This window comes from Candidatus Binataceae bacterium (genome assembly GCA_035294265.1).
Lineage (GTDB): Bacteria > Desulfobacterota > Binatia > Binatales > Binataceae > DATGLK01.
Genome location: DATGLK010000104.1, coordinates 81,933 through 107,491, shown reverse-complemented (window position 1 = coordinate 107,491; position 25,559 = coordinate 81,933). Strand labels below are relative to the sequence as shown.

Annotated in this window: 25 protein-coding genes; 12 read left to right on the top strand and 13 right to left on the bottom strand. The window is 63.0% G+C overall.

Annotation, left to right across the window (positions count from 1 at the left end):
* The 5 genes from VKV28_16970 to atpE form a co-directional block, all read left to right on the top strand.
* Positions 1-271, top strand: a 271-nt coding sequence (locus VKV28_16970) for a hypothetical protein (protein ID HLH78495.1), incomplete at its 5' end; no start/stop codon positions are given.
* Positions 272-280: 9 nt separating this feature from the next.
* Positions 281-490, top strand: coding sequence for an AtpZ/AtpI family protein (locus VKV28_16965; GenBank protein HLH78494.1), 210 nt, complete (start codon positions 281-283; stop codon positions 488-490).
* A complete protein-coding gene (locus VKV28_16960) occupies positions 468-887 on the top strand; it encodes a hypothetical protein (GenBank protein HLH78493.1) in 420 nt (139 codons plus the stop codon). The genes VKV28_16965 and VKV28_16960 overlap by 23 nt, the downstream gene beginning before the upstream one ends.
* 18 nt (positions 888-905) lie before the next feature.
* Positions 906-1,586, top strand: a complete 681-nt coding sequence (atpB, locus tag VKV28_16955) for a F0F1 ATP synthase subunit A (GenBank protein ID HLH78492.1) — start codon at positions 906-908, stop codon at positions 1,584-1,586.
* A 117-nt stretch (positions 1,587-1,703) separates the two neighbouring features.
* Complete coding sequence (atpE, locus tag VKV28_16950; protein ID HLH78491.1) at positions 1,704-2,045, top strand: ATP synthase F0 subunit C; 342 nt, start codon at positions 1,704-1,706, stop codon at positions 2,043-2,045.
* 209 nt (positions 2,046-2,254) lie between these two features.
* Here atpE and VKV28_16945 read toward each other — a convergent pair whose 3' ends face one another.
* The 4 genes from VKV28_16945 to VKV28_16930 are packed head-to-tail and all read right to left on the bottom strand — an operon-like array spanning position 2,255 to position 6,041.
* Positions 2,255-3,001, bottom strand: a complete 747-nt coding sequence (locus tag VKV28_16945; protein HLH78490.1) for a Smr/MutS family protein — start codon at positions 2,999-3,001, stop codon at positions 2,255-2,257.
* A gap of 40 nt (positions 3,002-3,041) precedes the next feature.
* On the bottom strand, positions 3,042-3,806 hold the full coding sequence (locus tag VKV28_16940; GenBank protein ID HLH78489.1) for a hypothetical protein: 765 nt from the start codon (positions 3,804-3,806) through the stop codon (positions 3,042-3,044).
* Positions 3,748-4,485 (bottom strand): dTMP kinase, encoded by a 738-nt coding sequence (gene tmk / locus VKV28_16935; protein HLH78488.1) that lies wholly within the window; start codon positions 4,483-4,485, stop codon positions 3,748-3,750. The genes VKV28_16940 and tmk overlap by 59 nt, the downstream gene beginning before the upstream one ends.
* Positions 4,485-6,041 (bottom strand): Ppx/GppA phosphatase family protein, encoded by a 1,557-nt coding sequence (locus VKV28_16930; protein HLH78487.1) that lies wholly within the window; start codon positions 6,039-6,041, stop codon positions 4,485-4,487. Before VKV28_16930 ends, tmk begins: the two co-directional genes overlap by 1 nt.
* 213 nt (positions 6,042-6,254) lie before the next feature.
* Between VKV28_16930 and VKV28_16925 the strand changes: the two genes are divergently transcribed.
* Positions 6,255-8,681 carry an AsmA-like C-terminal region-containing protein gene (locus tag VKV28_16925; GenBank protein ID HLH78486.1) on the top strand — a complete coding sequence of 809 codons (2,427 nt, stop codon included), beginning with the start codon at positions 6,255-6,257 and terminating at the stop codon, positions 8,679-8,681.
* A gap of 62 nt (positions 8,682-8,743) precedes the next feature.
* Here VKV28_16925 and VKV28_16920 read toward each other — a convergent pair whose 3' ends face one another.
* From VKV28_16920 to VKV28_16910, 3 genes are all read right to left on the bottom strand, one after another.
* A complete protein-coding gene (locus VKV28_16920; GenBank protein HLH78485.1) occupies positions 8,744-9,421 on the bottom strand; it encodes a hypothetical protein in 678 nt (225 codons plus the stop codon).
* A gap of 295 nt (positions 9,422-9,716) precedes the next feature.
* A complete protein-coding gene (locus tag VKV28_16915) occupies positions 9,717-12,044 on the bottom strand; it encodes an endonuclease MutS2 (GenBank protein HLH78484.1) in 2,328 nt (775 codons plus the stop codon).
* Positions 12,045-12,156: 112 nt separating this feature from the next.
* Positions 12,157-12,480, bottom strand: coding sequence for a hypothetical protein (locus VKV28_16910; protein HLH78483.1), 324 nt, complete (start codon positions 12,478-12,480; stop codon positions 12,157-12,159).
* Positions 12,481-12,794: 314 nt separating this feature from the next.
* Between VKV28_16910 and VKV28_16905 the strand changes: the two genes are divergently transcribed.
* The gene (locus tag VKV28_16905) at positions 12,795-13,157 is read left to right on the top strand and encodes a ferredoxin family protein (GenBank protein HLH78482.1); all 363 of its coding nucleotides are present in this window, start codon (positions 12,795-12,797) and stop codon (positions 13,155-13,157) included.
* Positions 13,158-13,174: 17 nt separating this feature from the next.
* On the opposite strand, the gene VKV28_16900 is transcribed toward VKV28_16905, so the two are convergent.
* From VKV28_16900 to VKV28_16875, 6 genes are all read right to left on the bottom strand, one after another.
* A complete protein-coding gene (locus VKV28_16900; protein HLH78481.1) occupies positions 13,175-15,154 on the bottom strand; it encodes a hypothetical protein in 1,980 nt (659 codons plus the stop codon).
* Between the two features lie 111 nt (positions 15,155-15,265).
* Positions 15,266-16,249, bottom strand: coding sequence for an RNA-binding cell elongation regulator Jag/EloR (jag, locus tag VKV28_16895; GenBank protein ID HLH78480.1), 984 nt, complete (start codon positions 16,247-16,249; stop codon positions 15,266-15,268).
* Positions 16,246-17,907, bottom strand: coding sequence for a membrane protein insertase YidC (yidC, locus tag VKV28_16890; protein HLH78479.1), 1,662 nt, complete (start codon positions 17,905-17,907; stop codon positions 16,246-16,248). The genes jag and yidC overlap by 4 nt, the downstream gene beginning before the upstream one ends.
* 318 nt (positions 17,908-18,225) lie before the next feature.
* Positions 18,226-18,576 carry a ribonuclease P protein component gene (gene rnpA, locus VKV28_16885; GenBank protein ID HLH78478.1) on the bottom strand — a complete coding sequence of 117 codons (351 nt, stop codon included), beginning with the start codon at positions 18,574-18,576 and terminating at the stop codon, positions 18,226-18,228.
* 17 nt (positions 18,577-18,593) lie between these two features.
* The gene (rpmH, locus tag VKV28_16880; GenBank protein HLH78477.1) at positions 18,594-18,752 is read right to left on the bottom strand and encodes a 50S ribosomal protein L34; all 159 of its coding nucleotides are present in this window, start codon (positions 18,750-18,752) and stop codon (positions 18,594-18,596) included.
* Between the two features lie 262 nt (positions 18,753-19,014).
* Positions 19,015-19,353: a DUF2934 domain-containing protein gene (locus VKV28_16875; GenBank protein HLH78476.1), complete on the bottom strand. Its 339-nt coding sequence runs from the start codon at positions 19,351-19,353 to the stop codon at positions 19,015-19,017.
* A 165-nt stretch (positions 19,354-19,518) separates the two neighbouring features.
* Between VKV28_16875 and mnmE the strand changes: the two genes are divergently transcribed.
* From mnmE to VKV28_16850, 5 genes are all read left to right on the top strand, one after another.
* Positions 19,519-20,901 carry a tRNA uridine-5-carboxymethylaminomethyl(34) synthesis GTPase MnmE gene (gene mnmE, locus VKV28_16870; protein ID HLH78475.1) on the top strand — a complete coding sequence of 461 codons (1,383 nt, stop codon included), beginning with the start codon at positions 19,519-19,521 and terminating at the stop codon, positions 20,899-20,901.
* Positions 20,902-21,030: 129 nt separating this feature from the next.
* Positions 21,031-22,914 carry a tRNA uridine-5-carboxymethylaminomethyl(34) synthesis enzyme MnmG gene (mnmG, locus tag VKV28_16865; protein ID HLH78474.1) on the top strand — a complete coding sequence of 628 codons (1,884 nt, stop codon included), beginning with the start codon at positions 21,031-21,033 and terminating at the stop codon, positions 22,912-22,914.
* Between the two features lie 29 nt (positions 22,915-22,943).
* Entirely contained in the window at positions 22,944-23,690 is a 747-nt protein-coding gene (locus VKV28_16860) for an RsmG family class I SAM-dependent methyltransferase (GenBank protein ID HLH78473.1), read from the top strand.
* Positions 23,691-23,797: 107 nt separating this feature from the next.
* Complete coding sequence (locus tag VKV28_16855) at positions 23,798-24,652, top strand: AAA family ATPase (protein HLH78472.1); 855 nt, start codon at positions 23,798-23,800, stop codon at positions 24,650-24,652.
* On the top strand, positions 24,649-25,557 hold the full coding sequence (locus VKV28_16850) for a ParB/RepB/Spo0J family partition protein (protein HLH78471.1): 909 nt from the start codon (positions 24,649-24,651) through the stop codon (positions 25,555-25,557). Before VKV28_16855 ends, VKV28_16850 begins: the two co-directional genes overlap by 4 nt.
* The last annotated feature ends 2 nt before the right edge of the window (positions 25,558-25,559 follow it).

Sequence of the window (25,559 nt, the reverse complement as noted above, 5' to 3'; positions counted from 1 at the left end):
GTTGCAGCGCAGCGGGGTGCCGGGATGCGTGCAGCGGGTGGGCTCGTTGCTGACTTTGTTCCTGGGCGTTCATCAGGTCGAAAACGCCGAGCAGGCACGCGCTGCCGCCACCCCCTTGTTCGCGCGCTTTTTCGCCGGCATGCTGGAGCGAGGGATCTTTTTGCCTCCATCCCAGTACGAGGCGTGGTTTATTTCGCTGGCTCATAGCGATGCCGATTTGGCCGAGACCATTGACGCCGCGCGGCAGGCGCTGGCCCAAGTTGCCGCCTAAGCCGCTAGCGTGAGTCTGGATGCGATCAAGCTCGCGCGCTACGCCTCGATCGGGGTGGAATTTACTTCGCCGATCATCGCCGGGGCGATCCTGGGCCATTATCTGGACGCCTACCTGCATACCGATCCGCTGTTTACGCTGATTCTTTTCCTGGCCGGGGTCTTTACCGGTTTTTACCGTTTGATCGTCGCCACTCGTGACTTGCATCGCAATTCCTAACCGCGCCGGCCACCGGCTACCCAGTCTTGGGGCAATCCAGCGCACCAACGCGATCATCGGACTGCTGGCGAGCGCGGCCTTGTTCTACCTGCGCAACCCGCTGGCGGCGCTGTCGTGCGCCCTGGCGGTCGCGGTCGTAATCGGCAATCTCTACTTCTTGGCCTGGCTGGTTCGGTCCATCCTGGAGGGTGCCGCCACGGGGGCGGCTGGCGGCTGGGGTGCGATTGCCTTACCCTTGAAATTGTTATTAATTGCCGGGCTGGTCTACCTGCTGTTGCATGGCGCCCACCTCGACGCCTTGGGCTTTGCTGCCGGCCTCCTGACCCAAATGGTGGCGGTGGGATTGGAAACCGCGCGGTGGCGGCGGCTTTGGCCGCGCCGGCTTCATCTGGAGTGATTGAGCTTGGGTAAGAGCGTGTCATTTTTGGATATTATCGGCGGCGGTCATCTGCCCCCGGTAATCGTGGGTACCTGGATCGTGATGGGCCTGCTGCTGGTATTCGGCTTGCTGGCGCGCGCGGCGTTAGCCGAAACCAGCGATCCGATCGTTCCCGACCAGGCCATCACCTTGCGCGGAGTGGCCGAAGTTATCGTGGAGTGGATCGACAACTTCGCCGCCGGGGTGCTTGAATTTCATGGCTATCGCAAGCTGGTGCCCTATCTGGGCAGCCTGTTCCTGTTCATCCTGGCCGCCAACTTCTTCGGCCTGATTCCGGGGATGGAGCCGCCTACCAGCTTTTCGGACCTGACTTTTGCCCTGGGCGCGATCAGCTTCGGGGTCTATCTCAGCCTGGGATTCAGAGAGCGCGGGGTGGGTTATCTGCGCAGCTTCCTGGGGCCGCTGCTGGCCCTGGCCCCACTGATGCTGCCGATCGAGCTGGCGGACAATCTCTTCCGCCCCTTCTCACTGGGGGTCCGGCTCTCGGCCAACATGATGGCCGACCACCAGGTGCTGAGCCTATTTACAGGCCTGACCAGGCTTATTGTTCCGGTGGCCTTTTACGCCCTGGGTTCGATCTTTTGCGTCATTCAGGCCCTTATCTTCATGGTCCTGACCATGAGCTACATCAAACTTGCGCTCAGTCACGAGCACTAGCGCACAGTAACCGGCGCCGCCTGCTACGAGCACCGGATGCAATCGCGGTGGCGAGGATAAGAGAAGGTGGGCATTTACGGCGTGGTTCGGCGGCCGGTCAATAAGGAGGAACGTGGAATGGTACGACGATTGGGAGTGATGCTGGGCACCGTGGCGGCTATGGTGCTGACCTCGCCGCTGCTGGCGATGGCGCAGCAGAGCGCGGCCGGCGGCAGCGCGGGCGGCGTGGCCTTGCGCGCCGGGCTGATTGCGATCGGCGCCAACATCGGCGTAGGCATCGCGGCCCTGGGCTGCGGCCTGGGTCAGGGCAAGTTGATGGGCTCGGCAATGGAATCCATCGGCCGCAATCCCAACAGCGCCGGGCAAATCTTTACCCCGATGATCATCGGCTTGGCTTTCATCGAATCGCTTACCCTGTATGCGCTGGTGGTGGCCTTTCTGCTGCAAGCCAAGATGTAGTTCCTGCCCGAGATATTGGCTCAAACGGAGCCGCGGTCGCGGCTCCGTTTTTTTTGGGGGCGCAGTTTAGTTCTAGTGGGGCGGCGGCTGGACCTGAACCCGCCTTTTAAGAGCAGCGCATTCGATGTGCTCGGGATTACGGCGGCGCGCCCTGAAAATGCCACAAGCCATCGGTGGCTGCTGCCCTCGCACCCGCCGCTGGTCGTCTCTCAGGGCCGACGCTTGGTGCCATTAAGCACGTCGAAGGGCGCGCGCTTGCGTGTGCGCTGCAACAGCACATAAAGCGCCCCGGTCCCGCCGTCAATGGGGCGGGCGGTAACAAAACCCAGCACATGCGCGGAGAGCGAGCCATGCGACAGCCATTCAACGCTGGCGTGCTTGAGCACGCCCTTGCCGCCGGGCGATCCTAGTCCCTTGCCATGCACCACCAGCACCGTGCGCCGTCCCTGCCGGATAGACTCGCGCAGGAACCGAGCCAACTCCTCGTGAGCATCGGACTGCGTCATGCCATGCATGTCGAGATAGGCTTCGAAGGCGAATTCACCTCGGCGCAGGCGCACGATCAGACGTGGGTCGAGGTCCATCCGGGCCCCTTCCACATACTCCTCGGTCTCGGTGATATCGAAAGCGCCCTGTCCGCTGACCAGATCGGACAGTTCGGCGAGAACCTCGGCTTCCTCACTGACGATCACCCGTTGGACCGCTGCCTTGTCTCCGGGAGGTACCGGCCGTGGACCACCTAGTGGTACTACTCCCGCCAGCGCATTGCTGAACAGTTCCTGGTCGCTTTCCAGCGGCACGACGGCCGGTGGTGGGGTAGGCATGGCTTGGGGTGGGGCGGGTGCGACACGCTGGGCCGCCAGCATCCCCTTAAGCCCCTTGAAGGGCGAGTCGAAGGCCGGCTTTGGCGTGGGGTCTGCGGCGCGATGATGAACTGAGCGCTTGCGCTTGCGCACGACTTCACTCCATCGCGATCATAACTGGGCCAGGGGCGAGCTACTTGACGCTTGCCGGCAAGTCCGGATTGCCTGCCAGCGCAGTGCCGTTGGCGCCCGCCGCCGCTGGTGAGTCCGCCGCGACATTAAGCAAGCCGCCAATATGGCGGCGAAGCTGAGTTTGGATTAGTTCGGGCCGCCGGCGCGCGTCCACGGTTACAAAACCGAATTCTTGAGCCATCGCGTTGAATTCACGAATCATGCGACGCTGATAGTTGCGGAAGGACTCGAACAAGTCCTTACCATAGCCCAGATGCATTCCCGACTCCCAGTAATTTATCCCCTTGCCCTCCAGGGCGCGGGGGATGAGGGTTTCGACATCGATCTTAAGATACAGGACCAGGTCCGGAATGAGCGCAAAGCCGAATAACGCGCGGCTCCACGCCGGGTCGGCTCCCATCGCTTTACTGCGGGCAAAGGCGGTGTACATGTAGCGGTCAGCCAGCACCACCCGTCCGGCCTCCAAGGCGGGAATGATTTCGTTCTCCAAGCGGTCGGCGAAGTCGGTGGCATACAGCAGGGCAAAGGTACTCATGTTGAGGCGATGGCCAGCCTTGGCCTGATTGATGGTGTCGAAAAGCAGTGCGGAGCGGGTCCAGCGCGTGCTCGTTACCCCATGTCCCTGCAGTTCAAGCCACGGAATCAGCCGTTCGATCTGGGTGGAACGGCCCACATTGTCGGTGCCCTCGATCGCAATCAGATGACCCTTAAGGTTCCCTAACTTTCGATAGGGCAGCCCTTGGCCGTAAAAGCGCACGTCTTTCATAAAGCTTGCGCGGGCGTACGTCGCGCAATACCTCCTCGACCAGGCTGCGCACCAGGATCTGCTGCGAAGAAATTTCCTGCTGCGCTTCGATCACGCGCAAACCGTACTCTTCCACCAACCCATCGTACTGAGCTAGCACCCGGCTCTGAAAGAGGCGAAAGCTTTGGGTCGCCTCACGGGCCAAGCCCAGATCCATCCCAGCCTCGTAATATTTGAGCTTTTGCCGGCTGCGCAAAATACGTGTCAAGGCCAATTCGATCGGTACGCGAAAGTACAACGCCAGATCGGGGCGCGGCGCCAGGGTATAGATCCGTCGCACCCAGTCCGGATCGACTCCGCGGGCCACGTCGCGAGCGAAGGCAGTGTAAATGTAGCGGTCGCAAAGCACCACCATCCCGCCTTGCAGCGGCGGCATGATCTGATAGCTCAGTCGATCGGCGAAGTCCGAGGCATGCAGCAGGCTGAAAGTGGTTGGGGTGAGCAGGTTCTTGCGCTTGGCCCGCCGAATCGCCTGGCGCACCAGGTCGGAGGAGTTCCATTGAGTGAAACAAACCCGGTAACCCTGGGCTGCAAGCCAGCGATGGAGCAAGGCGAGCTGCGTCGACTTACCCGAGCCGTCGATTCCCTCGACTACGATCAATTTGCCTGGATAGGGGTGAGGTGGCTTGTGTGGTTCCATCAATGCTCCCCAGTCCGTGGGCTCGCGGCGCGAAAGCGCAAAGGTTGAGCGAAAGTGCGGTCCCAGATTTCGGCCTTGCGTTGCGCCGCCCACAGCTCCAGTTCGGCATCGCGCCGCGCGGTGTCCAGGCTCACTTCCAGGGCCCCATTGCTGCGCGCCAGGTGCAGGTCCCGCACCACGCTATGGTGGCTCCGGTCTAGGCCGTCGGCGATCCGCAGCAGCGCGGCCAAGCCGATCGCCAGTTTTTGCGCTTCGCTGCTCAGCCCCGCCAGTTCCACGGCCGAACCTTTGGGTGGCGCCCCCTTGTGAAAGCGCGCCACCGCGGCGATGAGCTGAATTTCCGCCGGCTCGAACCCTCGCAGCTCCCCTTGAGTGATCAAGTAATGGGAATGGCGATGGTGCTTGGCATGGCTAACATAAAGCCCCACGTCGTGGAGTAGGGCGGCGTATTCTAGCAGTTCGCGCGCCGCTGCGCCCAAGCCGTGAACACCCCGCGTGAGGTCAAAGAGGATCAGAGCCAGGCGGGCGACCTGGCGGCTGTGGGCTTCTTCGACCTGGAAGCGGCGCGCCATCTCCAGCACGCTGCGTCGGCGCAAATCGGGCACCAACGCGGCGGCTTCCAAGTCGCGCTGATGGTGAGCCATGAAATCGAGCAGGATGCCTTCCCGCAGGGCCCATTCGCAGACCCGTAGCGCTTTCATCTTGAAGCCGTCCATCAGCACCCCCGCGACGATGGCACCGGCCACGATGGTATCCACCCGCCGCCGCTCCAGCCCGGGCATGCGGCTGCGCTCGCGCGCACTCTGCTTGGCCAGCAGTGCGCTTAAATCAGCCAGCGCCTGCCGCTTGAGCGTGTGATTGTGCAGTTGGGGTGGGACCTTGCCGCGGCGCAGCGCAGAAGCCATCGCGGTCAGGGTCAGCCAGGTGCCCGAGGTCCCAACCATCAGGGTTGGGCGCGGACGGCGGACGCGGGCGAAGGTGGGGGCGAGCAGCTCCCGCGCGTGCTCACGCAATGCAGCTATTTCGCTGGACTTGGGCGGGTCGCTCTTGATGAAGCGCTCGCTCAGGCGCACCACCCCCAGTTTGAGACTTTGCTGCCATTTGATCCGAGTCTCGTCGCCCTGGACGATTTCGATACTGCCGCCACCGATGTCCACTACCAGCGGCCGCTGACCGCGAAAATCGATTGCATGGCGGGCCGCACCAAAAATTAGCCGGGCCTCCTGGGAGCCGGTGATAACATCGATGTGCAGGCCCAGCTCCTCCCAGGCACGCAGCACGAAATCGCCGCCGTTGGCGGCTTCGCGCACCGCGCTGGTCGCAACCGCTAACACCGGATCCGCGCCCTGGCGGCGGGCCAGGCGCTGGAAGGTATTAAGCGTGCGAATGCCGAAATCAATAGTTTCAAGGGAAAGCCGGCCCTGGAGCAAGGTGCCACGCGCCAGGCCGACCATCTCTTTGGCGCGATCCAAAATCTTGAAGCTGCCGTCTTCGGCCAACTCGGCGACCACCACATGGATGGAATTGGAGCCGATATCGATGGCTGCGATGCGCATCTCCCACCATCCCCTGGATCTTCCGCCCCATCCCTTTCGCGCCGCTCGCAGAGCAAGGTCTGGCAGCCGTAAGTCTGAGCGTGCCGACGGCCGCGATCAAGTTGGCGCTGCCGCCTGTGCGGCCGGCTATTCACAGGGGTACTGTTACAACGTAATCATAGCGCGCGGAGTGTAACGAGGCACTTAGCGGGTGCGTCTTACCTCGGCAGAGCGATGCGCAAGGGTTGGTATATCGCGAGTGCAGCCGTAGCCGCAGCCATAGCCCTGGTGGGCGGGCTGATGCTCTACGCGCTGATCAATCTCAACGAAATCGTGCGCGATCATCAAGCTGCGCTGCTGGCGCGCGCCTCGCAACTCCTGGGGCGCCAGGTAACGGTCGTCTCCCTCAAAGCCAGCGTAGGTCTGGGAGCGAGCATTACCGTGGACGGTTTGCAGGTGGCCGGCGATCCCGCCTTCTCGCCCTTGCCCTTGGTTACCGTCCGCGAAGTGCAATGCGGGGTGCAACTGCTGCCGCTGTTGTCTGGTCGCCTGCATCTGTCACATCTTGCCTTGCTCGCTCCTCGGCTCAATCTGCAGCAAAAGAATGGCCGATTCAATTTCAGCACGCTGGGCCGCCCCAGTGACCCTCCCTGGGCCACCGCGTCAGCGAAACCAGCTTCACCGCCGGCCGCCCCAGCCGCTCAGTTGATGATAACTGGCAAACCGCGGCAGCTGCCTAACCCGATCAATCGCCTTCTGGCCGATCTGCGGGTGGCCAGCCTAACCATTGAAGATGGCACGCTCTCATACCAAGATGCCGGCGCACCCGCGATTAACATCACTCGGATTGCCCTCACCGCCGACCATTTGCGCCTGGATGCTCCGGTACCGGTTTCCGTGGTCATGGCGGTGTGGTCGGTCGAGCCCAACCTCAATGCGCACGGATGGGTCGGGCCGGTGGCGCGCGGCCACGTTCTGAATGCCAATGCCATTCCACTCAACTTGGCTCTACGCGTGGGTCCGCTGGCACTGGACCAATTGCGCCAAGTGCCAGCTATCGCGGACCGTGTCCCTGCGCAACTGACGCTGTCCGCCCCCCTGGGCGCCCAGCTTACCCTGCGCGGCACCCCGGCACGCCTGGCCTTTGAAATCACCACCGACTTGAGCGCGGCACGGTTGGGGTACACGAGTTTGTTTGCCAAGCCAGCAGGCTTGGCTTTACACCTAAGTGGCCGTGGCGTAGCTTCCCCGGCGGCGATCGAAGTGCAAAGCGCGACCGCGCGGATCGATAACCAGGAGGCCAGCTTAAGCAACTTGGTAATCGCCCCCGGGTCCTGGCATGGCGAGCTCGAACTGCAGCATTTCGCGCTCGCGCCGTTGGCAATGCTCATTGGTCCACTGCACGGCGATGTCATTGCGGGCACGGCGGATGCTCATCTTCGGGTTAGCTCCGGCGCGCCGGTCCCTGCTCTGGAGGGGAGCGTCGTCTTGAGCGGCGCGGGGGTTAGGCTTAGGGGTGGTACGTTCCCCGCCTTGAGCGCGGTGGATGCGCGCCTGGAGCTGCAAGGCCAGCGTGCCGTCTTGGAGCCGACGCGATTTAAAATCGGTTCCTCCCCCGCGCAATTGGCCGGGCAGGCCCAGAGCCTGTACCCGTTGCAGGCGCACTGGACGGCGAGCGCCAGCGATATCAAACTGGCGCAGTTCATCCCTTCCCGCGCTCCCGACGATCACATCGATCAGTTGAACCTGGAAGGCAGTCTGGAGGGCGCGGGCGCCACCATGCGAGCTATGGTTGATGCGCGCTCGGCGTCTGGGCTAGTTGCGCGGGTTCCCTATCGCCAGTTCACGGCCAGCGTCATGTACGCGGGCCAGACTCTAACCATTCAATCGCTCTCGCTGCAGGCCTATGGCGGCAGCGCGCAGGTGCAAGGTCAGCTTGTGGTCAAGCAGGTTCCCGCTTTGAGTGCCACCGCGCAAGTGCGCCAGATCGACCTTGCCCAACTGCTTGCCGCTCAGCACGATAAGGACGCTGGCGCCGTGCAGGGCACGCTTAGCGGCGAGGTCAAGCTTGCTGGTCAAGGGAGCAATTGGACCGCGCTTCAACCCACTCTGCGCGGTACCGGCCAAGGCAGCTTGGTGCACGGCAAGCTGCTGGGCATCAACCTAGTGGCCGGCGCGATGGAACAAATCAATCGCGTGCCGGGTATTGGCGGTCTGGTGACTGCCAGCTTGATCGCGCGCCATGCCGAGCTGTTCCACAGTCCCGACACCGACCTGGGTAACGCCCGGATGTCTTTCACGGTGGCCGGCATGCGGCTGGTGTCGCGCGACATTACGGCGCAAGCCCGTGACTACCGGCTGTCGGGTGCGGGTTGGTTCGGTTTCGACCGCCGGCTCGATCTGGAGATAGCGGTGCTGTTATCGACGGGATTATCGCGTGACTTGCAGGCGCAGAAGAAAAACGTGGTTTACCTGATGAATCCCCAGGGCGAGATCGAGGTGCCGATGACGGTCAGCGGACGGCTACCAAAGCCGGTGGTGCGGCCCGACCTGCAAGTGATGGTGGCGCGGGCGGCGCAGCAGGCCCTCAAGCGACACGGTCGAGCCCTGCTGGGAGGATTAGGTAAGCGGCTAAACAACTTGTTGGGGGGACTGCCCTGAAAGGACCCGTGCCACGGGTTAAGCCAGATGAGCGGCGCAGCATAACGCGCGGCTTGGTTTCGCTACGGCACCATCGGCATGAAACCTGGCATCGGCGCCATCGGCATCATCGGCGCCATTGGATAGCTCGGATACCCTGGGTAGCCATAGCCTGGATACATCCCCATCCCCATCCCGCCGGGTGAGATCATAACTCCGCTACCCATTCCCATACCGCCGAAGCTGCCCATGCCGCCGCCGATCGATAGCCCGCCCAGCAAGGGCGCCAGCATGCTGGTCCAGCCTCCCGGGCTCTGGCCTTGAGCCTGGTACTGCTGGACCGCGCCATTTGACGGAATCCCGCCGGGAATACCCGGTATCCCCAGATTGTTGCCCTCGGAGCCGCTAGCAGCCGGCGCTTGGGGTGGGGTCATTTCGGCTAGTTGCGGTCGCACCATGATGGAATTGTGGATGTCGTTGAAGTTCTGGCCGAGCAATTGGCGGGCCTTGTTTTGCGCGTCATCCTTGCCGAAGTCACTGGCCACGAAACCGTAGAGCAACACCTGTTGCGAACCGCCGCTGGTGCGTGAGACCTGCGCGCTGACCAAGGGCAGGCAATGATCATGGAAGTATTGGGTGAGTTTGGTACTCAGCTCCTGGTCGCTCAAATTCGCCGTGTTCAACGGCGCGGGCTTGACCTGCGCGCCGCAAGCTGAGGTGGGGGCAGCCGAGGTTTGGGTGCCGGTTAGGCTACCCAGCATCGGCGAGCCGTTCCAAGCATTCATGGGCGTTGAACACGCGGCCAGCGGTAGAGCCAGTAGGCTCAAAAGCAAGCAGGTCGGCACTTGCCAGGCGTGCGGTTTGTTTAAGCCGGATAAAACTTGCATGTGTGTGATCATCGAGCCGGCCTGGGAGCGGGCGCGAGCCATCAGGCGAGCCAATCGGTGCATCTATCATACTCTGCCTCGAGGGCAAGCTGAAGAGTTCGGTCCGCCTGCGAGCGTGGTTCTCGAAAGTTCCTCGCTGCCAGTCGCTATGCCGGGCCCCGCCGCGAAATCACAAGTTTATCGAAACAATCGTGGCGCCGGCGCCTCCTCCGTGCGGCGGTGCTTCATGAAATTCGGCACAATAGGGGGAAGCGCGCAAATATTCGTGGACCGCGCGGCGCAACGCCCCAGATCCCACGCCGTGAACCACGCGAACCTCTGTTTGATTGGTTAGATAGGCCTGATCCAAAAAGCTCTCCAGCCGTTGCAAGGCCTCGGGCGCGCGCAGTCCAATCAGATTGACCTCGGCGCTGGCCGGCGGCGCCGTGTTTACCAGCGTAAAAGTGGGAGTGTCGGGACGGGTGGCGCGTGCTGGGCGCAGACGCGAGGGCGCGACCTCGATGCGCATTCCACCGCGCGCAATCACGGCGCGCTCGGGCTCCAGGGTCAGCAGCTCGCCTCGGATGTCCGCGTCAACCAGTTCGACCTGATCGCCCACCTTAAGTGGCGCGCCGGAGAAGGTTTCGGAGACCAGCGTCTCGGGCCGCAGCAGAGCGGCGGCGGCCACGGCTTTGCGAATCGCCTGGCCCAACTCGCGACGGGGCTGATGGCTGCCCTTCAAACCATCCAGCACTCTTGCCCCCTCACGGCGAAAGTCTGCCACGATGCGCTCGAACTGGGCGCTGAGCTGGGTCCGTAGCTCACGCGCCCGCTGCTCTTCCTGCCGAGCACGATCGATCGCCAGCGCCGAGGCTTGTTGGCGTTGCTGTTCCCGTTGACGCATTTCCTGCAGCTCTGACTGGAGCGCTTGGCGTTGCCGATCCAGCCCCCGTATCGCCTCTTCCAGTTCGGCGCTGCCGATCGGTTGGGCTGCCCGCGCCCGTTCGATTAGCTCGGCCGGCAATCCTAAACGCTGGGCCACGGCCAAACCAAAGCTCTGGCCGATGGTGTGCTCTTTGAGGGTGAAGCGTGGGGTCAAGCTGCGCTCATCGAAATCCACCGCGCTGCTCTCCAGTTGATTGCTAGCGTAGGCGTAGAGCTTGACCGCGGTTGAATGGGTCGCGATCACGCACAGGCTGTGGCGAGCCAGCAGGTATTCGATCAAGCCGATGGTCAACGCACCACCCTCGGCTGGGTCGGTGCCGGCTCCGGGTTCATCCAGGATCACCAGCGCAGGGCTTACGAGCAAGCGCAGAATTTCAGCCAGATTGGCGATGTGGGCGGAGAAGGTGGAAAGGTCAGCCTCGATCGATTGCTCGTCACCGATATCGGCAAAGATGGCCGAAAAGACCATCAAGCGGGTTCCCGCGGAGGCTGGCACCAACAATCCACTCTGCGCCATCAGGCAAAGCAGGCCAGCGGTCTTCAAGGCTACCGTTTTGCCCCCGGTATTGGGACCCGAAATTACCATGCCACTGCGCTCGGGCGAGATTTTGAAGTTAATCGGCACCACCGTCCGCCCACTGGCCACCAGTAAAGGATGGCGGGCGTTGATCAGTTGCAGGCCGCGCTCGACGATCTCGGGTTCCACGCAACGCCAGCGCTCGGCAAAAATCGCCTGCGCATTGAGCACATCGAGCTCGACCAAGGCGCGGAAAGTCAGAGCCAATTCCGTACCGTAATTGCGCACCATCGCGGTAAGGTGGCCCAGAATCCGCCGTTCCTCGGCCTCCACGTCGCGCTCCAGCATGATCAGACGGTTGTTGAGTTCGACCGCCCACAGCGGCTCGACGAACAAGGTTTCGCCGGAGACCGAGCGGTCCTGCACGATTCCCTCCAGGCGCTCAGCGTAATTAGGGCGCAAGGGTAGAACAAAGCGCCGATTGCGCAGCGTCACCAAGTGGTCGGTCAGGAAGGGCGCCATCCCCGAGGAATCAAGCATTCGCCCCATGCGCGCTTCCAATTCCAGCCGTTCATCGCGCAAGCGCGTGCGCAGCCGCTTGAGTTCGCGGCTGGCGTCATCGAGCAGGCCGCCATCGTCGGCGAGCGCCCGCAGCAACGCATCGGCCAGTTCCTTGGGTGCCAGCAACGAACGCGCCAGCGCCGCCAGTGCGGGAAAACGTTCGCAGCGCGAGCGCATAAAAGTCTCCAGATGGCGGGCAGCGAGCACGAATTGGCGAATCTGGACCAGACTGACGCCATCCAGAGTCGCGCCCTGGCGCGCGGCGATCATCAAGAGTTCGTTCTGATCGACAAACTCGCCGATAGGGAGGGAGCCGGCATGAGCACGCAAGTCTACCAACTCGCGCGTGACGCCGAGCCGGCGCCGAACCTCGGCGACCTCGAAAGAGGGTCGCAGTTGATGCAGTCGCGCGCGCGCCGGCTCGGAGACCGCAAACTGCGCCAACAAGGCTCGCAGTTTGTCGAACTCCAGTGAGATCAGGTCGCGTTCACGCATCCTTAGGAGCCTGGCTTGTGCGAACCGCGATGCGGCGGGTCATGAGCAGCAATCTAGCGCAAGTTGCGAAGACGAGGCAGCTCCTGAATACCAGGGGTGCTTCAGCGCCCTGCTAAACCTCGGTGATGCCCAGGTGCTTGAGCAGCAAGCGTACGTTTACCTGCGTGCTCTGGGCCGCTGCGATCACTTGACGGCACATCTCGGCGTCGGCGGCTGGGGTGGGAAGATCGTGGCTGGGGTCGAAGAACAAAGGTTCACTGGGGTCGGGGTCACGTCCGAAGCGGCGGCGAAACAGGTTCATTCGCCAGCGCGCGACCTGAAGCAGTGCATAGGCGAAGCCGCCTTGGCGATGACAGCGGATAGCGCGAGGGTTCGCCGCCAGCCGCGTGCTCTGGTCGGTTACTGCCGATGGCGAGCGTCTAACTACTTTTCTCATCACGCCACCTTGTGCCAATTCCGTCTGCACCATTACGCAAAGCCCGGGCCAAGAGCAAGCGTGGGGCATTGTCAAGAGATGGCGATTTGGCGGTCCTTGATAGCTATTAAGTTGTAGCTGCAGCGCGCCGTTTCGGCCCGTTGGGGCGGCTGCGAAGCTGGCTGTCCGCCGTGGTTCGTTTCCGGCCAAATCCTGCTGGAGCCTACCGCTCCGATGCGGGGTTGGCATGGCTTTTCCCGCGCTGCGCAAGAAGCTATATATTTCAGGCTTAACCGGCAACGCGGTTATCCCTAAGGCAAGCGAGGTAGGCTCTTATGGCCTGGATCATTACCAGATTGTGCAGGGACTGTGTGGACACTAGCTGCGTCAGCGTTTGTCCTGTGGACTGCATTTACGAATATGTCGGCTCGGATCGCGAAAGCTTTCCGAATCAGCTTTATATCAACCCTGACGAATGTATCGAATGCGGCGCGTGCGAACCGGAATGTCCCTGGCAGGCAATCTATGGTGAGCTCGCGGTGCCTGAGGTTTTCCACGACGATATCCCACTCAATTACAAGGTTTCCGCCCAACCCGGCGACTTCAAGGTCAAAACCCGCGATTCCGACATCAAAGCGCCTACGCCCGAACAGGTCGAGGCGAACAAGCGCAAATGGGGTCTGGATCCCAACGCCTGAGCTTATCTTAAGCGCGCTCAATGGCGGCAGGCGGCGGCCATTGAGCCCCAGCCGGTGAAACCGGCATTGAAGATTCTCAAATCGCGCGCCGTATCGTTATCGACCTCGATAAAGGGGACCGGATCGCCATTACCTACCGCTACCGGATGGATGGGTAATGGCGGCCAGGTTCGCATCGTCGCGAAGTAGTGGTATTTCAACACGATCTGCCCGGGCTGGGCGTCCTTGACCACGATGCAATCGGTCTGCGCATGCACCGCGCGCGCCTGGCCCGCCAATAGGTAGCTGTGGACCCCGGCCACGCCGAAAAGCGCGTAAGGGGGTTCGGCCAACAGCGGTTGTACATTGGGCACCTGGCTCAGGAAATCTCTGGCGGCCTGCGACCACACGATTATGCGGCCGATATTGTAGAGCTCCAATTGATGGGCAAACTTGGCTGGATTCCAGTTCAACAGAGCCTTGCCAAAGGCAAACCCGGCGCCGAAATCGACATAGCTGAAGGTGGAAAACCCCTCGCTAGGCGAACCGCCAATCAGCTCCCGATCCTGGCGCAACGCCCATAACAAGCCCAAGTCGGCGCCGAAGTAAGGCAGCAACACCTCACCGTACTTTCCCTCCGCCCAGCCTGATTCGATCGCGATGCGGGCGTCGTCGTTGACGCTGGGGATCCAGCTTTCGATCTCCCGGGCGTGCACAGGCAGGGTGGTCGCGATCGGGCCGTGCACTCCGAGATCCAAGTTGCTCAGCTCCAGCGAGGCCAGGGCGAAAATCACGCCAGCGGCCGCCATCGCGCCGCGCAAAACGCGCCGACTCCCCGGCCGCCAACCGCTCAGCGCGCGCCAAGCTTGGCAAACTCCCAGCGCGGCCATCGGCGCGGCATAGAAGTAGAAGGAGATTTCCAGGCGCGCAGGTTCGATTTCATCAAGCGGTCCGACCACCGAGCCAAAGTAGGCAGCCCATGCCAGCAGAACGGTCGCGGCCAGCCAAACCAATACGAAAGGCCGAATCATGGGTGCTTTCAGGCAGCCATAGACCGCTGCCGCCAGTACCAGCAGGGGTGGGAAGGGTAGCCGAAAATTAACCATCAAGCGCAGGCTGGAAAGCAGCGTGCTGGGCGTCTGCCACCAGTTGGCGAAGGGCAAACCGATCGACCAGGTAAACAGCATCGGCAGCACCCAACCCAGGGCTACGATCAGGGCGAGTGCGAAGCAGCCGATAAGCTCGAGCCTTCGCCGGCCCGTCTGGGCGCCGGCCAGCGCGCCCAAGGCTGGCGGCACCAACAGGAGGCTGGCCAAAGGATGGAGATAGGTGAGCGCGCCGCAGCCCAGGCTCAAACCAAACAGGGGTTTCCTTTCTGCCTGGCCCAGCCAGCGATACATGTAGGCGCCCGCCAACACGCACAGACTGGAGGTGGATAAGAAGGCGAACATCCCCGAGCGCATCATCTGTATGCCAGGGATGCTGAACAGGCCCAGCACTCCCAGGCCGGCACTCAGAGCAACCGCGCTCCCGCCCAGACCAAATATTGAGGCGGCAAGCGCCATTGCAGGGGCGGCGGTGGCGAGCAGGGCCACAACCATCAGCTTGTAGAGATTCGCCGCCTGGCCAAAAGAAAGGGCACCGAGATGGAACCATCCCGCGACCCAGAACAGCAAGGCCGGGGCAAAGCCCATCGGCTCGCTACGGGTACCGGCCGGATAACCTGCCATCAGCGCTGGGCTGTAGCACCACAGGCGCAGATGGCGGCGGAGGGCCTGCGCGCCGATCAAGCCGCGGGCAAAATGCAGTGGATAGCTGTCGGTGTAAAATGGATGGGCGTTAAACCAGCCCGAGGGGGGGAAGAAGTTGCACAATCCCCACAGCTCCAACCCGCAGACCAACCCCACCAGCGCCCAGGTGGTCGCCCATGGCAGTTGGTCGCCAAGGACCGCGACGGGCAGCGCCTTAGGTTTCTCGCCCGCGGGTCCGACGCGTACAGCTTTGCGGCGACGGCTCAAGCGCGGCCCAACAATGTGGCGGCCGGATCCGAGGCTTGTGCTACCACGTCCGGCGCGAAGCTTCTTGCAGAGGCGCCACTTCCGCGTAGCCTGTACTGACCATGGCGCGGATCAGATGATGCGTTTCTGGCCACCCTTGAAGCCGCCTTGCTCGCCAAGCGGTTCCGCTGGGGAGGGGCGTGAGCGCCGCGGGGTGCGCTCGCTGGAGGCGTGCTCCAGATCGGTTGGAACAACCTCCACCATGCGCGCATAGCCGCTGCCCACCGAACGAGTGGTAATTAATGGATCGTCCTTGAGCGTCAAATGGATGATCCTACGGTCGCGCGGCGGCATCGGTTCCAGCGCCACGGTCTGATGCTCGCGTTTGGCACGCTCGCCCATGGTCAGTGCCATCCGCTCCAATTGCTGTCGGCGGCGCGCGCGATAGGCCGCGATATCCAGGATGATCGGCACTACAGGTTCGGCTACCCGGCGCGCCATCAGCCGGTTCATCAGGTATTCCAACGCGTCGAGGGTCTGCCCGTGACGGCCGATGAGGATGCCGGAGCCTTCGCTTTGGATCTCCAAGGCGATCCCTTCCGCGTCCTTGTCGGTGAGCACGATTTCCGCCTGCTCGCCCATCAGATCGAGCACGCTGCGCAACAAATGCTGGGCCTCGCGGGCCTGCTCCTCGAGGTTGGCCGGCGGGATGGCCGGCTGCTGCGCCGGCTCGGGCCCTGAGCCACGGGTCTGCGGCGCTGCTTTTACCTCTGCCGCTGCCTTCGGTGCGGGTGGCGAGGCGCTGCTGGCTGGTGGCAATGGGGCAGCGGTTCGCGAGGGGGTAGGGCGAGACTCCGGAGCCGGACGTGACGGCGGCGTCGCGCGCGGTGGTGGTGCGGGGCGAGGCGAGGCCACCGCGCTGCGCGCCGGATTGGCCGCGCGCCGGGTCAGCCGCACCCGGGCCCGCCGGGCACCTAGGCCCAGCAATCCCGCACGCGGGGTGCTCAATACTTCAATTACGACGTCGTCCTCACCCGCGCCGAGCTGATCCAGAGCCTGACGGATAGCCTCCTCGACGGTGGCGCCTTCGACTTCCACAAATTGGTTGGCAGTCATGCGTTTGCCGGTCCGAGTTGTTTGAACTCGCGGTTCAAAAAGTATTGCTGAATGATGCCCAGCACGTTGGAGGAAAAATAATACAGCGATAGTCCGGCGGGCAGATTTAAGAACATAACGGTAAACATCAGCGGCATCAGCATCATCATCTTCTGCTGATTGGGGTCCGCCGCCTTGGGTGCCAAGGCCTGCTGCAGCCAGGTGCTGGCACCCATCAGCAACACCAGGATGGGCAAGCCACCACAGGGCATGAAAGGCAGCTGCGGCATGCCCGGAATCACCAGGCATTCAGGCGCCGAGAGATCGCGGACCCAAGCGATGAAGGGCGCGTGACGCAATTCAATAGAATTGGCCAAAGCCTCATACAGCCCTAAAAAGATCGGCAGCTGGAGCAGCATCGGCGCGCATCCACCCAGGGGGTTGACGTGGTTGCGCTTGTACAAATCCATCATCTCGCGATTGAGCCGCTCTTTATCATCTTTCAATTTTTCGCGCAGCCGCTCGACCTGGGGCTGCAAGCGCTGCAAGCGCATCATCGAGCGCTGGCTTTTGATCGACAGCGGCAGGAATAACAGCCGGATCGCCACCGTCAACAATATGATGTCCACCCCGTAGTTGGGTGTGATGTGATGAAATAACTTAAGCGCGCGCAGGAAGGCAAGCGCCAACAGTCCGGCCCACCCGAAGTTGATTGCCCGGCGCAACTCGGGGTTGACCGCCTCCAGGGTGGTCAACTCCTTGGGCCCCATGTATACACGGGTCGCCAAGTCGACGCGGCCCGCCTGGGCCGGATAAAGGATAATCGCAGTGGCTTGATCGTGCCGCACCGCCATCGTGAGCGTGCCCGGTGCCTGCATCTGGGGCAAAAATACCGACAAAAAATAGAGCTGGCCGATCCCAGCGTAGGTTATCTGCCCCGACAGCGGCGCCACGCCCTTTGCCAGCGCCTTTTGCGGCTCGACCTTGGCCGAACCATTGACCAGGGCCTGAATCTCGGGGATGTCGAAATAATTCGTTCCCTTGCCCAGCGGCAGACTCATCGCCACACCCGCGGCGCTAATCGTGTTGGAGCCGCCCGCGGCACTCGCATTGAGGTCGAAGACGTAGCCGGCGGCGGTAAAAGTCAGCCGCTTCTCCAACTTTAGCCCGTCCGCCGTGCTGGCGGTCAGATCCAGGGTTGCGCTTTGTCCGGAATGCAACTTCAGCGAAGCCGGCGAATTGGTTTGATAAACCACGTCGCGGTCGTCCAATTGTCGCGCGCCTTCTTCCACCACCAGGCCCAGGGGCAATTCGCCGTCGGGCGCGGGAGTGACCAACTGCAGCAACGGGCTATGAGGAGCCGCGGTCTGATGAAAATGTTTGAGCTGCAAACTTTCCAGTCTTCCTCCGGCGGTGGTAAAGCGCGCGATGTAGTCCTCGGTTTCCACGCGGATGGTGTGCGCCGCAGCGGTCGCCTGCGAGCCCAGGGGCAACGGTTGTCCACTGCCAAGCTGGGGCGCCGCGACCAACGGTAGCGCTGGGCGCTGAGCAGGGGTTGGAACACTGCTGGCGGGCGCGTGGGGTGGTTGAGGTGGATAGAGACGGTCTAAAACCAATTCCTGATAGGCGAAAACCACCGCCAAAGAAAGAATGATCGCTATTAAGATTCGTGTGTCCAAAATGCTCCTGAAAGCCGGAAGGCCGATGGAGGGGGCACTGGGTCATAACCGCGGCCGCCTAGAGGATTACAACGCATCAGGCGCCAGCCGCTGAGAATAAGTCCGCGGGCAAAGCCGTGGGTGCGTAACGCCTGGGTCGCGTAGTGTGAGCAGGAGGGTTCGAAACGACAACCCCAACCGCATTGGCCTGCCAGCCATGGTGAAAGAATTCGTCGATAAACCGCAAGCAAGCCGACTGCCGCTGCCAGTCCCAACCGGCCCACTAACTGCCAGGGCCGCCTGACTCGCCCAACTCTGAGACATGCACGCAGACCCGGTTCAGCGAGCTTCAATTTTGCCCACCAGATTGATTAGAGCTGGGGATAATTCGGCGCACACCGCCGGCATAGCTAATTCATCGGCACCCGCGCGCGCGACTATTACCAATCCCGCCGCGGGCATTAGCAACTCGCGCAGGGTACGGCGAAAGCTCTCCCGCAGCCGGCGTTTGACCCGATTGCGAACCACAGCATTACCGATCTCGCGCGATACCGTTACCCCCAGGCGTGGGGCTGTTTGATCGGAAAACAGGGCCAGATAAATGGCAAAATGCGCCGTGCGCTGGCGCCAACCGGTACGTTGCACGCGAAGAAATTCGCTCCGCCGATGTAGCCGGTGAGCGGGTCGCAGCGCGGCCCCAAAGTCGGTCAGCCGGGTTGCTTGGCCGGAATGCTGACGGTCAGCCGATGGCGTCCCTTGTGTCGCCGCCGCCGGAGCACATTCTTGCCCCCGGGCGTGGCCATCCGGGCAAGAAAACCGTGCGTTCGCTTGCGCCGCCGATTGCTGGGTTGGTAAGTCCTTTTCATCTGTAAAAATCAAGTTCCTTAAAGCCGTCCACGCTCAGCCCGATGCCGCGCGGGTCTTTACCCAATCACGCAAACCACTGCCCCCTTGCTAGCCCGGCCCGCAGCACCGAACCGCCTTAACTGAGCTATGCAACCATACCGCGCGGATGGGAGCAAGGCGCAAAACCGCATAATCCGAAGCGCTGGCCCGCGCCGCGGGTTGAACCGAGCCCTGTCTGCGCACACCGCAGGTTGCGACTTGCCCACCCTCGAAGTTGGGGGACTATGCTTTTGCCATAAGCTCTCTTTCCGCTGCCAGCCAGTCTTCAAGATCCCGCCCATCTGTTCCGCCGCGCGCCAAGTACAGCTCATAGGCGCGGACCCTGATGGTCTCGGAGCTGGGTGCGTTTGCACGAGAGTTGTCGGCGCCGGCGATCTGGATGGGGATGGACCGCGAGGGTTCATTGGCGGGGGCGGTCGTTTCACCGATCGGCTCGAGGATTACTTTGCTTTTCTTGCTTGCCGCTTTAACCGTCGATTTGCGCGGAGCCTTGGGCTTTTTCGGCTCCTTTTCCTTGGGTGGCGTCAATGGCACTGCTCCCTTCAATTTGAGCAGGCCCATTGCCAGGCCTCTGACAACGGGCCCGCCCCCAAGATCATACCAATTTATTTATACAGATTTGCCGGGCATATTAAGAGATAAAGACGCTTTTTCAGGAACAGTGGGCCAGCATGCCAGGCCATTAGGACGCGCGATAGGCACGGGGCCCTGGCGCCGGAGGCCAGCTTGTACGAGGCTGATACCATAGTTGCACCCGCGACCGCACCTGGGATGGGAGCGGTCGCGATCGTGCGCCTGTCGGGACCTCAGGCCATGGCGATCGGACGTTGCCTGTGGCAGCCGCTTCGCCCCAAGCGGTGCGACTCTGGTCGGCTCTATCTAGGTGAGATTCGTGACCCCAAAACTGGTGCGCCCATCGATCGCGCGCTGGCGGTCTTCATGCCCGGGCCGGCCACTCTGACCGGCGAAGACATCTGCGAATTGCATTGCCACGGCGGTCCCTTCATCGTGCGCCGAATCGTCAGCTTGGCTTTGGCGCAGGGGGCGCGAATGGCCCAGCCCGGAGAATTCAGCCGACGCGCTTTCCTCAATGGCCGCCTGGACCTGACCGCGGCCGAAGCGGTTGCCGACCTGGTCGCCGCCCACAGTGACGCCGCCTTGGCCCAGGCGCTGGCTCAACTAAACGGTGCCCTGCGACAACGCATCGAGGGCTTGCGCTCTCAGCTCATCTCCATCCGGGCTCACCTGGAGGCTGAGATCGATTTCTCCGACGAGGAGCTGGCGCTGCCCTCGCGCCCCGCCTTGGCCCAGGCGATCGAGGCGCTGCGCGCCGACGTAGCCGAATTGCACGACAGTTTCGACCGCGGCCGATTGCTGCGCGACGGCGCGCGGGCCGCGATTATTGGCCGCCCCAACAGCGGCAAATCCAGCGTCCTCAACCTGCTTTTGGGGGTCGAGCGGGCGATCGTGACCGCGATTGCCGGCACCACCCGCGACCTCATCGAGGACAGCCTGAGCCTGGATCCTTACGCCCTGGTGATTATCGACACCGCCGGCCTGCGCCATGGCGCCGATGAGGTCGAGCGCATCGGCATCGAACGCGCTCGTACCCAGGCCCGCGACGCCGACCTGCTCATCGCCGTTTTTGATGCCTCCCAACCGCTGGGCGTCGAGGACGAGGAAGTGATCGATCTCTGCCGCGGTAGGCGCGGCATCGCGCTGCTCAACAAAGCGGACCTGCCCCCGGCGATCAACACCGACACCCTTGCCGCACATGGGCTTACGATCCCCGCCATGTCCATCTCGGCGCTGCGGGGCGAGGGTGCGGGTGAGCTGCGCACCCGGCTGCGAGACGCGGTGGCTGCACTCCAGGACGGCGGCGGCGCGCCCGGTCAGATCGCCATCTCGCGCCAGCGCCATCGCCAGGCGTTGGCCCACGCGCTGGACGCGCTGGCAGTCGCCCGCGACAACCTGCGCGCCGGGTTGCCGCCCGAGATCGTGGTCGTGGATCTGACTCAGGCCAGCGACGCCCTGGGGACTATCTGCGGCGAGGTCGGCAGCGAAGATGTGCTCGACGCGATCTTCCGCGAATTCTGCATCGGGAAGTAGGGGTTTGAGCCCCCTTACACGCGGTCGCGGTTGCTCTACAAACAGTAGCTATTAAGAACTATTAGTAGAGTATGCGGCACCGTGCATGCTGGCGAGGCACTGCCCGGTGCGCCATAATGCGCTTCAGCCATGAACTATGACGTGATTGTCGTGGGCGCCGGCCATGCCGGTATCGAGGCCGCCCTGGCCGCGGCCCGAATGGGCGCCAGGACCCTGATGCTGACCCTCAATCTGGACCACATCGGGCAGATGTCGTGCAATCCCGCCATCGGAGGCATTGGCAAGGGGCACCTGGTGCGCGAAATCGACGCTCTGGGCGGCGAGATGGCGCTGGCGATCGACGAGACGGGGATCCAGTTCCGCTTCCTCAATACGCGCAAGGGACCGGCGGTGCGGGCGCGCCGCGCCCAGGCCGACAAGGCAGGATACCGGGCGCGGATGAAGCGGGTGATGGAGGCCACGGCCAACCTTACCATCCGCCAGGCCAGCATCGAGAACCTGCTCGTGGAGGACGGCCGAGTGCGGGGCGTCCAGTCGCTGATCGGCGAAGAGTTTTACGCCCCGGCGGTGATTCTGACCACCGGCACTTTCCTCAAGGGGCTGGTCCACGTCGGGCTCAAGAATTATTCGGCCGGCCGGGCGGGCGATTTTGCCGCGATGGGGCTGAGCGAGCATCTGGCGGCGTTGGGTTTTAGGATCGGGCGGCTTAAGACCGGGACCTGCCCGCGCTTGGACGGCCGCACCATCGATTATTCGGCTCTAGAGATGCAACTTGGGGACGAGCCGCCGCCGCCGTTTTCTTTCCGCACCACCGCGATTACCCAAACCCAGCTTCCCTGCCATTTGACCTACACCAACGGCCGGACTCACGAGCTGATTCGGGGTGCCTTGGACCGCTCGCCGATGTACTCGGGGGTGATCCAGAGCCGTGGGCCGCGCTACTGCCCCTCGGTGGAAGATAAGGTAGTGCGTTTCGCCGATAAGGAACGCCATCAGATTTTCCTTGAACCTGAGGGGCGCGAGACGGTGGAGGTTTATCCCAACGGTTTGTCCACCAGTTTGCCCCTGGACGTGCAGATTGCGATGGTGCGTTCGATCAAGGGGCTGGAGCAGGCCGAAATCATGCGGCCAGGGTATGCAATCGAATACGACTTCAGCGACCCGACTCAACTCCACCTAAGCCTGGAGACCAAGTTGGTCAAAGGTTTGTTCTTTGCTGGCCAACTTAACGGGACTACGGGCTACGAAGAGGCGGCTGCGCAGGGGCTGATGGCGGGAATCAACGCGGTGCTAGCGGCTCGGGGCGAGCCGCCGCTTATCATCGCGCGCCATCAGGGTTATATCGGGGTACTTATCGACGACTTGGTGACGCGCGGCATCGGCGGCGAGCCCTATCGGATGTTCACCTCGCGGGCGGAATACCGCCTGTTGTTGCGCGAGGACAATGCCGACAGCCGGCTATCTCCGATCGGCGAGCGGTTGGGACTGCTGGGTGCATCGAGCGCTGCGCGCCGGGTGCTCAAGAGTGAGCGCGTGGCGGCGGAGCGGCTCCGCCTGGCGGCGCGGCTGGTGCCGAATAGTCCGGCGGTTCAGGAGCAGTTGGCTGCCGCGGGGTCATCGCCGATCCGCCAACCCGTGCGTGCCGAAGAGTTGCTGCGGCGGCCCGAGCTGTCCTACGCGGCAGTGCTCGCGATGGCAGATCTGGGGGAGGGTTTGAGCGGCGATGAGGCGGCCCAGTTGGAGATAGAGGTCAAGTACGAAGGGTATGTGCGGCGGCAGGCGGACGCGGTTGAGCGCTATCGTCGGCTGGAGGAGACCGGCATCCCGCCCGCGCTGGATTATGGGGCGGTGGCGGGCCTGTCCAGCGAGGTGCGGGAGCGGCTGAGCCGGATACGGCCCGAGTCTCTGGGTCAGGCGGCGCGGATGGCCGGGATCACACCGGCCGCGATCGCCGTGTTGGCGGTGTATCTCAAGGATCGCACGCGCAGCCGCGAACTGCGCGGCTCGCAGTGAGGCAGGCGCGTGGTTTCACGTGAAACCAAATGTTTCACGTGAAACTTGGCGCGCGAATCGTGGCGGACTCCTTCCATGCCAATTCTGCTGCTATCGGCGACGGCGTAGCGGCGATCCTCCGCGCGCAGCGCGCCACGCCATCTTTTGACGTCATTCTCGATGATCAATTCATCAGCCGCGCGTGCCGCTTTGCCGCCCTCTTGGCCCATTGGGGCAGCCGAGTCAATCTGACCGCCGCGCCCGACCGGTCGGCTGAAATCGCCTTTCATATCCTTGATAGCCTGGCTCCCTTGCTCGGCGAGCCCGGGGCCCTCCTGGCGCCGTCCTTCGGCGCTGGCCGCGCCGTGCTCGATATCGGCAGCGGCGCCGGCTTCCCAGGCCTGATTCTCGCCAGCCTGTGCCACGCCCGCTTCGTGCTGACCGAAGCTCGCCGCCGCCGCGCCAGTTTCCTCTCCGTTTGCGCCACCGAGCTCAAGCTTGCCAACGTCCAGGTCAACAATCAGCGTATGACGCCCCAAACCGTCCCCAGCGGTTTCGACGTCGCCCTGACCCGCGCCGTATCCGGCCCCGAGTTCTATCCCCTGGCCGCCCGCGCGCTCAAGCCTGGCGCCCTTGCCCTGATCTATTCAACTCCCGCCCAACGCCTCGACCTGGCCGCCGCTTGCCGCGCCGGTCTAGCCAGCTACCAGCGTTTTTCCTACCTGATTCCTCGTGCCGGGCGCGCGCAGGAGCGTGCCTTGGCCTGCTGGATGCGGGAGAAAACCTCGCCCGATTAAAGAGTTTTTGCGCCCGCCTGGACAAGCTTTTGCTTGTTGCACATCCTTGGCGCACAATAGGGACGCGATCGAGGAGTAGGACGGCGTGGTTGGGGCGAGGGGCTGACGTGGGGCTGGTAGTAGCGATTGCCAACCAAAAAGGTGGCGTTGGTAAGACCACTACGGCGATCAACTTGGCTGTGGCCTTGGCCAGCCGCAAGTTGCGCGTCCTCCTGATCGATCTCGACCCGCAGGGTAATGCCACCTCTGGCCTAGATTCCAAGCGCGACGCGGGCCGCGCAGGCCCCGCCCGTACCATCTACGAAGTTCTCATCGGCCGAGCCACGATCGCGGAAACTCAGCTTCCGATGCGCGAGTTTCTGTCGCTGGTACCCTCCAGTCCCGACTTGGTCGGAGCCGAAATCGAACTGGCCACGGCGCAGGGCCGCGAGCGCCGGCTGCGCGCCGCGCTGGAGCCGGTTCTCGATAAATATAACTATGTTTTAATTGATACCCCGCCCTCGCTGGGCTTGCTGACCCTAAACGGGCTGGTCGCGGCCGGCTCTGTGTTGGTGCCGATGCAATGCGAGTACTACGCCCTGGAAGGACTGAGCGCGTTGCTGGCGACCATCAAGCGAGTCAACGCGGCGCTCAATCCCCGGCTCAAGCTCGAGGGGCTGGTACTGACCATGTTTGACGCTCGCAACCGGCTTTGCCATGAGGTCGCCCGCGACGTTCGGGAGCATTTCCCCGGTCAGGTCTTTACCAGCGTGATTCCCCGCAACGTCAGGCTGTCGGAGAGTCCTAGCCACGGGCTGTCGGTATTGGAATACGACGACAAGTCCAGCGGCGCCCTGGGTTATCGCGATTTGGCCTGGGAAATGATGGAACGCGACGGGGTGACGCCACCGCCCCTGGATGAAACCAACGGTTCGGTATCGCGCTGGTGGAAGGCGGTCCGAGTCATAGGAGGACGAAAATGACGCGCAGACCACTGGGACGGGGCTTGGGCGCGCTGATCGAGGATTCGCTGGAAGGAGTTGTCGCGCCTGGCGCCGCCGGCGGATATCGCAAAGTATCGGTAGATTCGATCGCGCCCTCGCTCTTTCAGCCGCGACGCCAGTTCGATCCCGAGCGGATGGCGCAACTGGCCGAGGCGATTGCGGCACAGGGGGTTATCGAGCCGCTGATCGTGCGGCCAATTCAAAACGGCAACGGGGCCGAGCATTACGAGTTGGTAGCGGGCGAGCGGCGGCTGCGGGCGGCGCGTCAAGCCGGTTTGGCCGAGGTTCCGGTTGTGGTGCGCGAGCTCGATAACAAAGGGGCGTTGGAAGTCGCCCTGGTGGAGAATCTGGCCCGCGAAGATTTGAACGCGGTCGAGGAAGCGCGCGGTTTGCAGCGCTTGGCGCGGGAATTTTCGCTCAGCCACGAACAGATCGCCCAACGGATCGGCAAGAGCCGACCATACGTGAGCAACGCGATGCGGCTGCTTGAGCTGCCCGAGGCGATCCTGGCGCAGATCGAGCACGGCGAACTGAGTGTCGGCCAGGCACGCCCGCTGCTGGGTCTGGCATCGCCCGGCGAACAGCTTGCGGCGGCACGGCAGATCGCGGCGCACAAGCTTTCGGCGCGCGGGGCCGAGCAAATCGCCGCCGCCCGGCGCAAGCCGTCGGCCGCGACCGTCAACGTATCCAAGGCCGCCGATCCACATATGCAGGCCTTGATCGAGACCCTCCAGCGCGCGCTCAAGCGCAAGGTACGTGTGGATCGTCAGGGTAAGGGGCCGGGCCGGCTGGAAATTGAATTTTACAACGATGAGGATTTGACCGCGCTGGCCGCGACGCTCACCAACCAGCATCTGGGCGGCGCCTCCTGGCCCCAGCCCTGAGC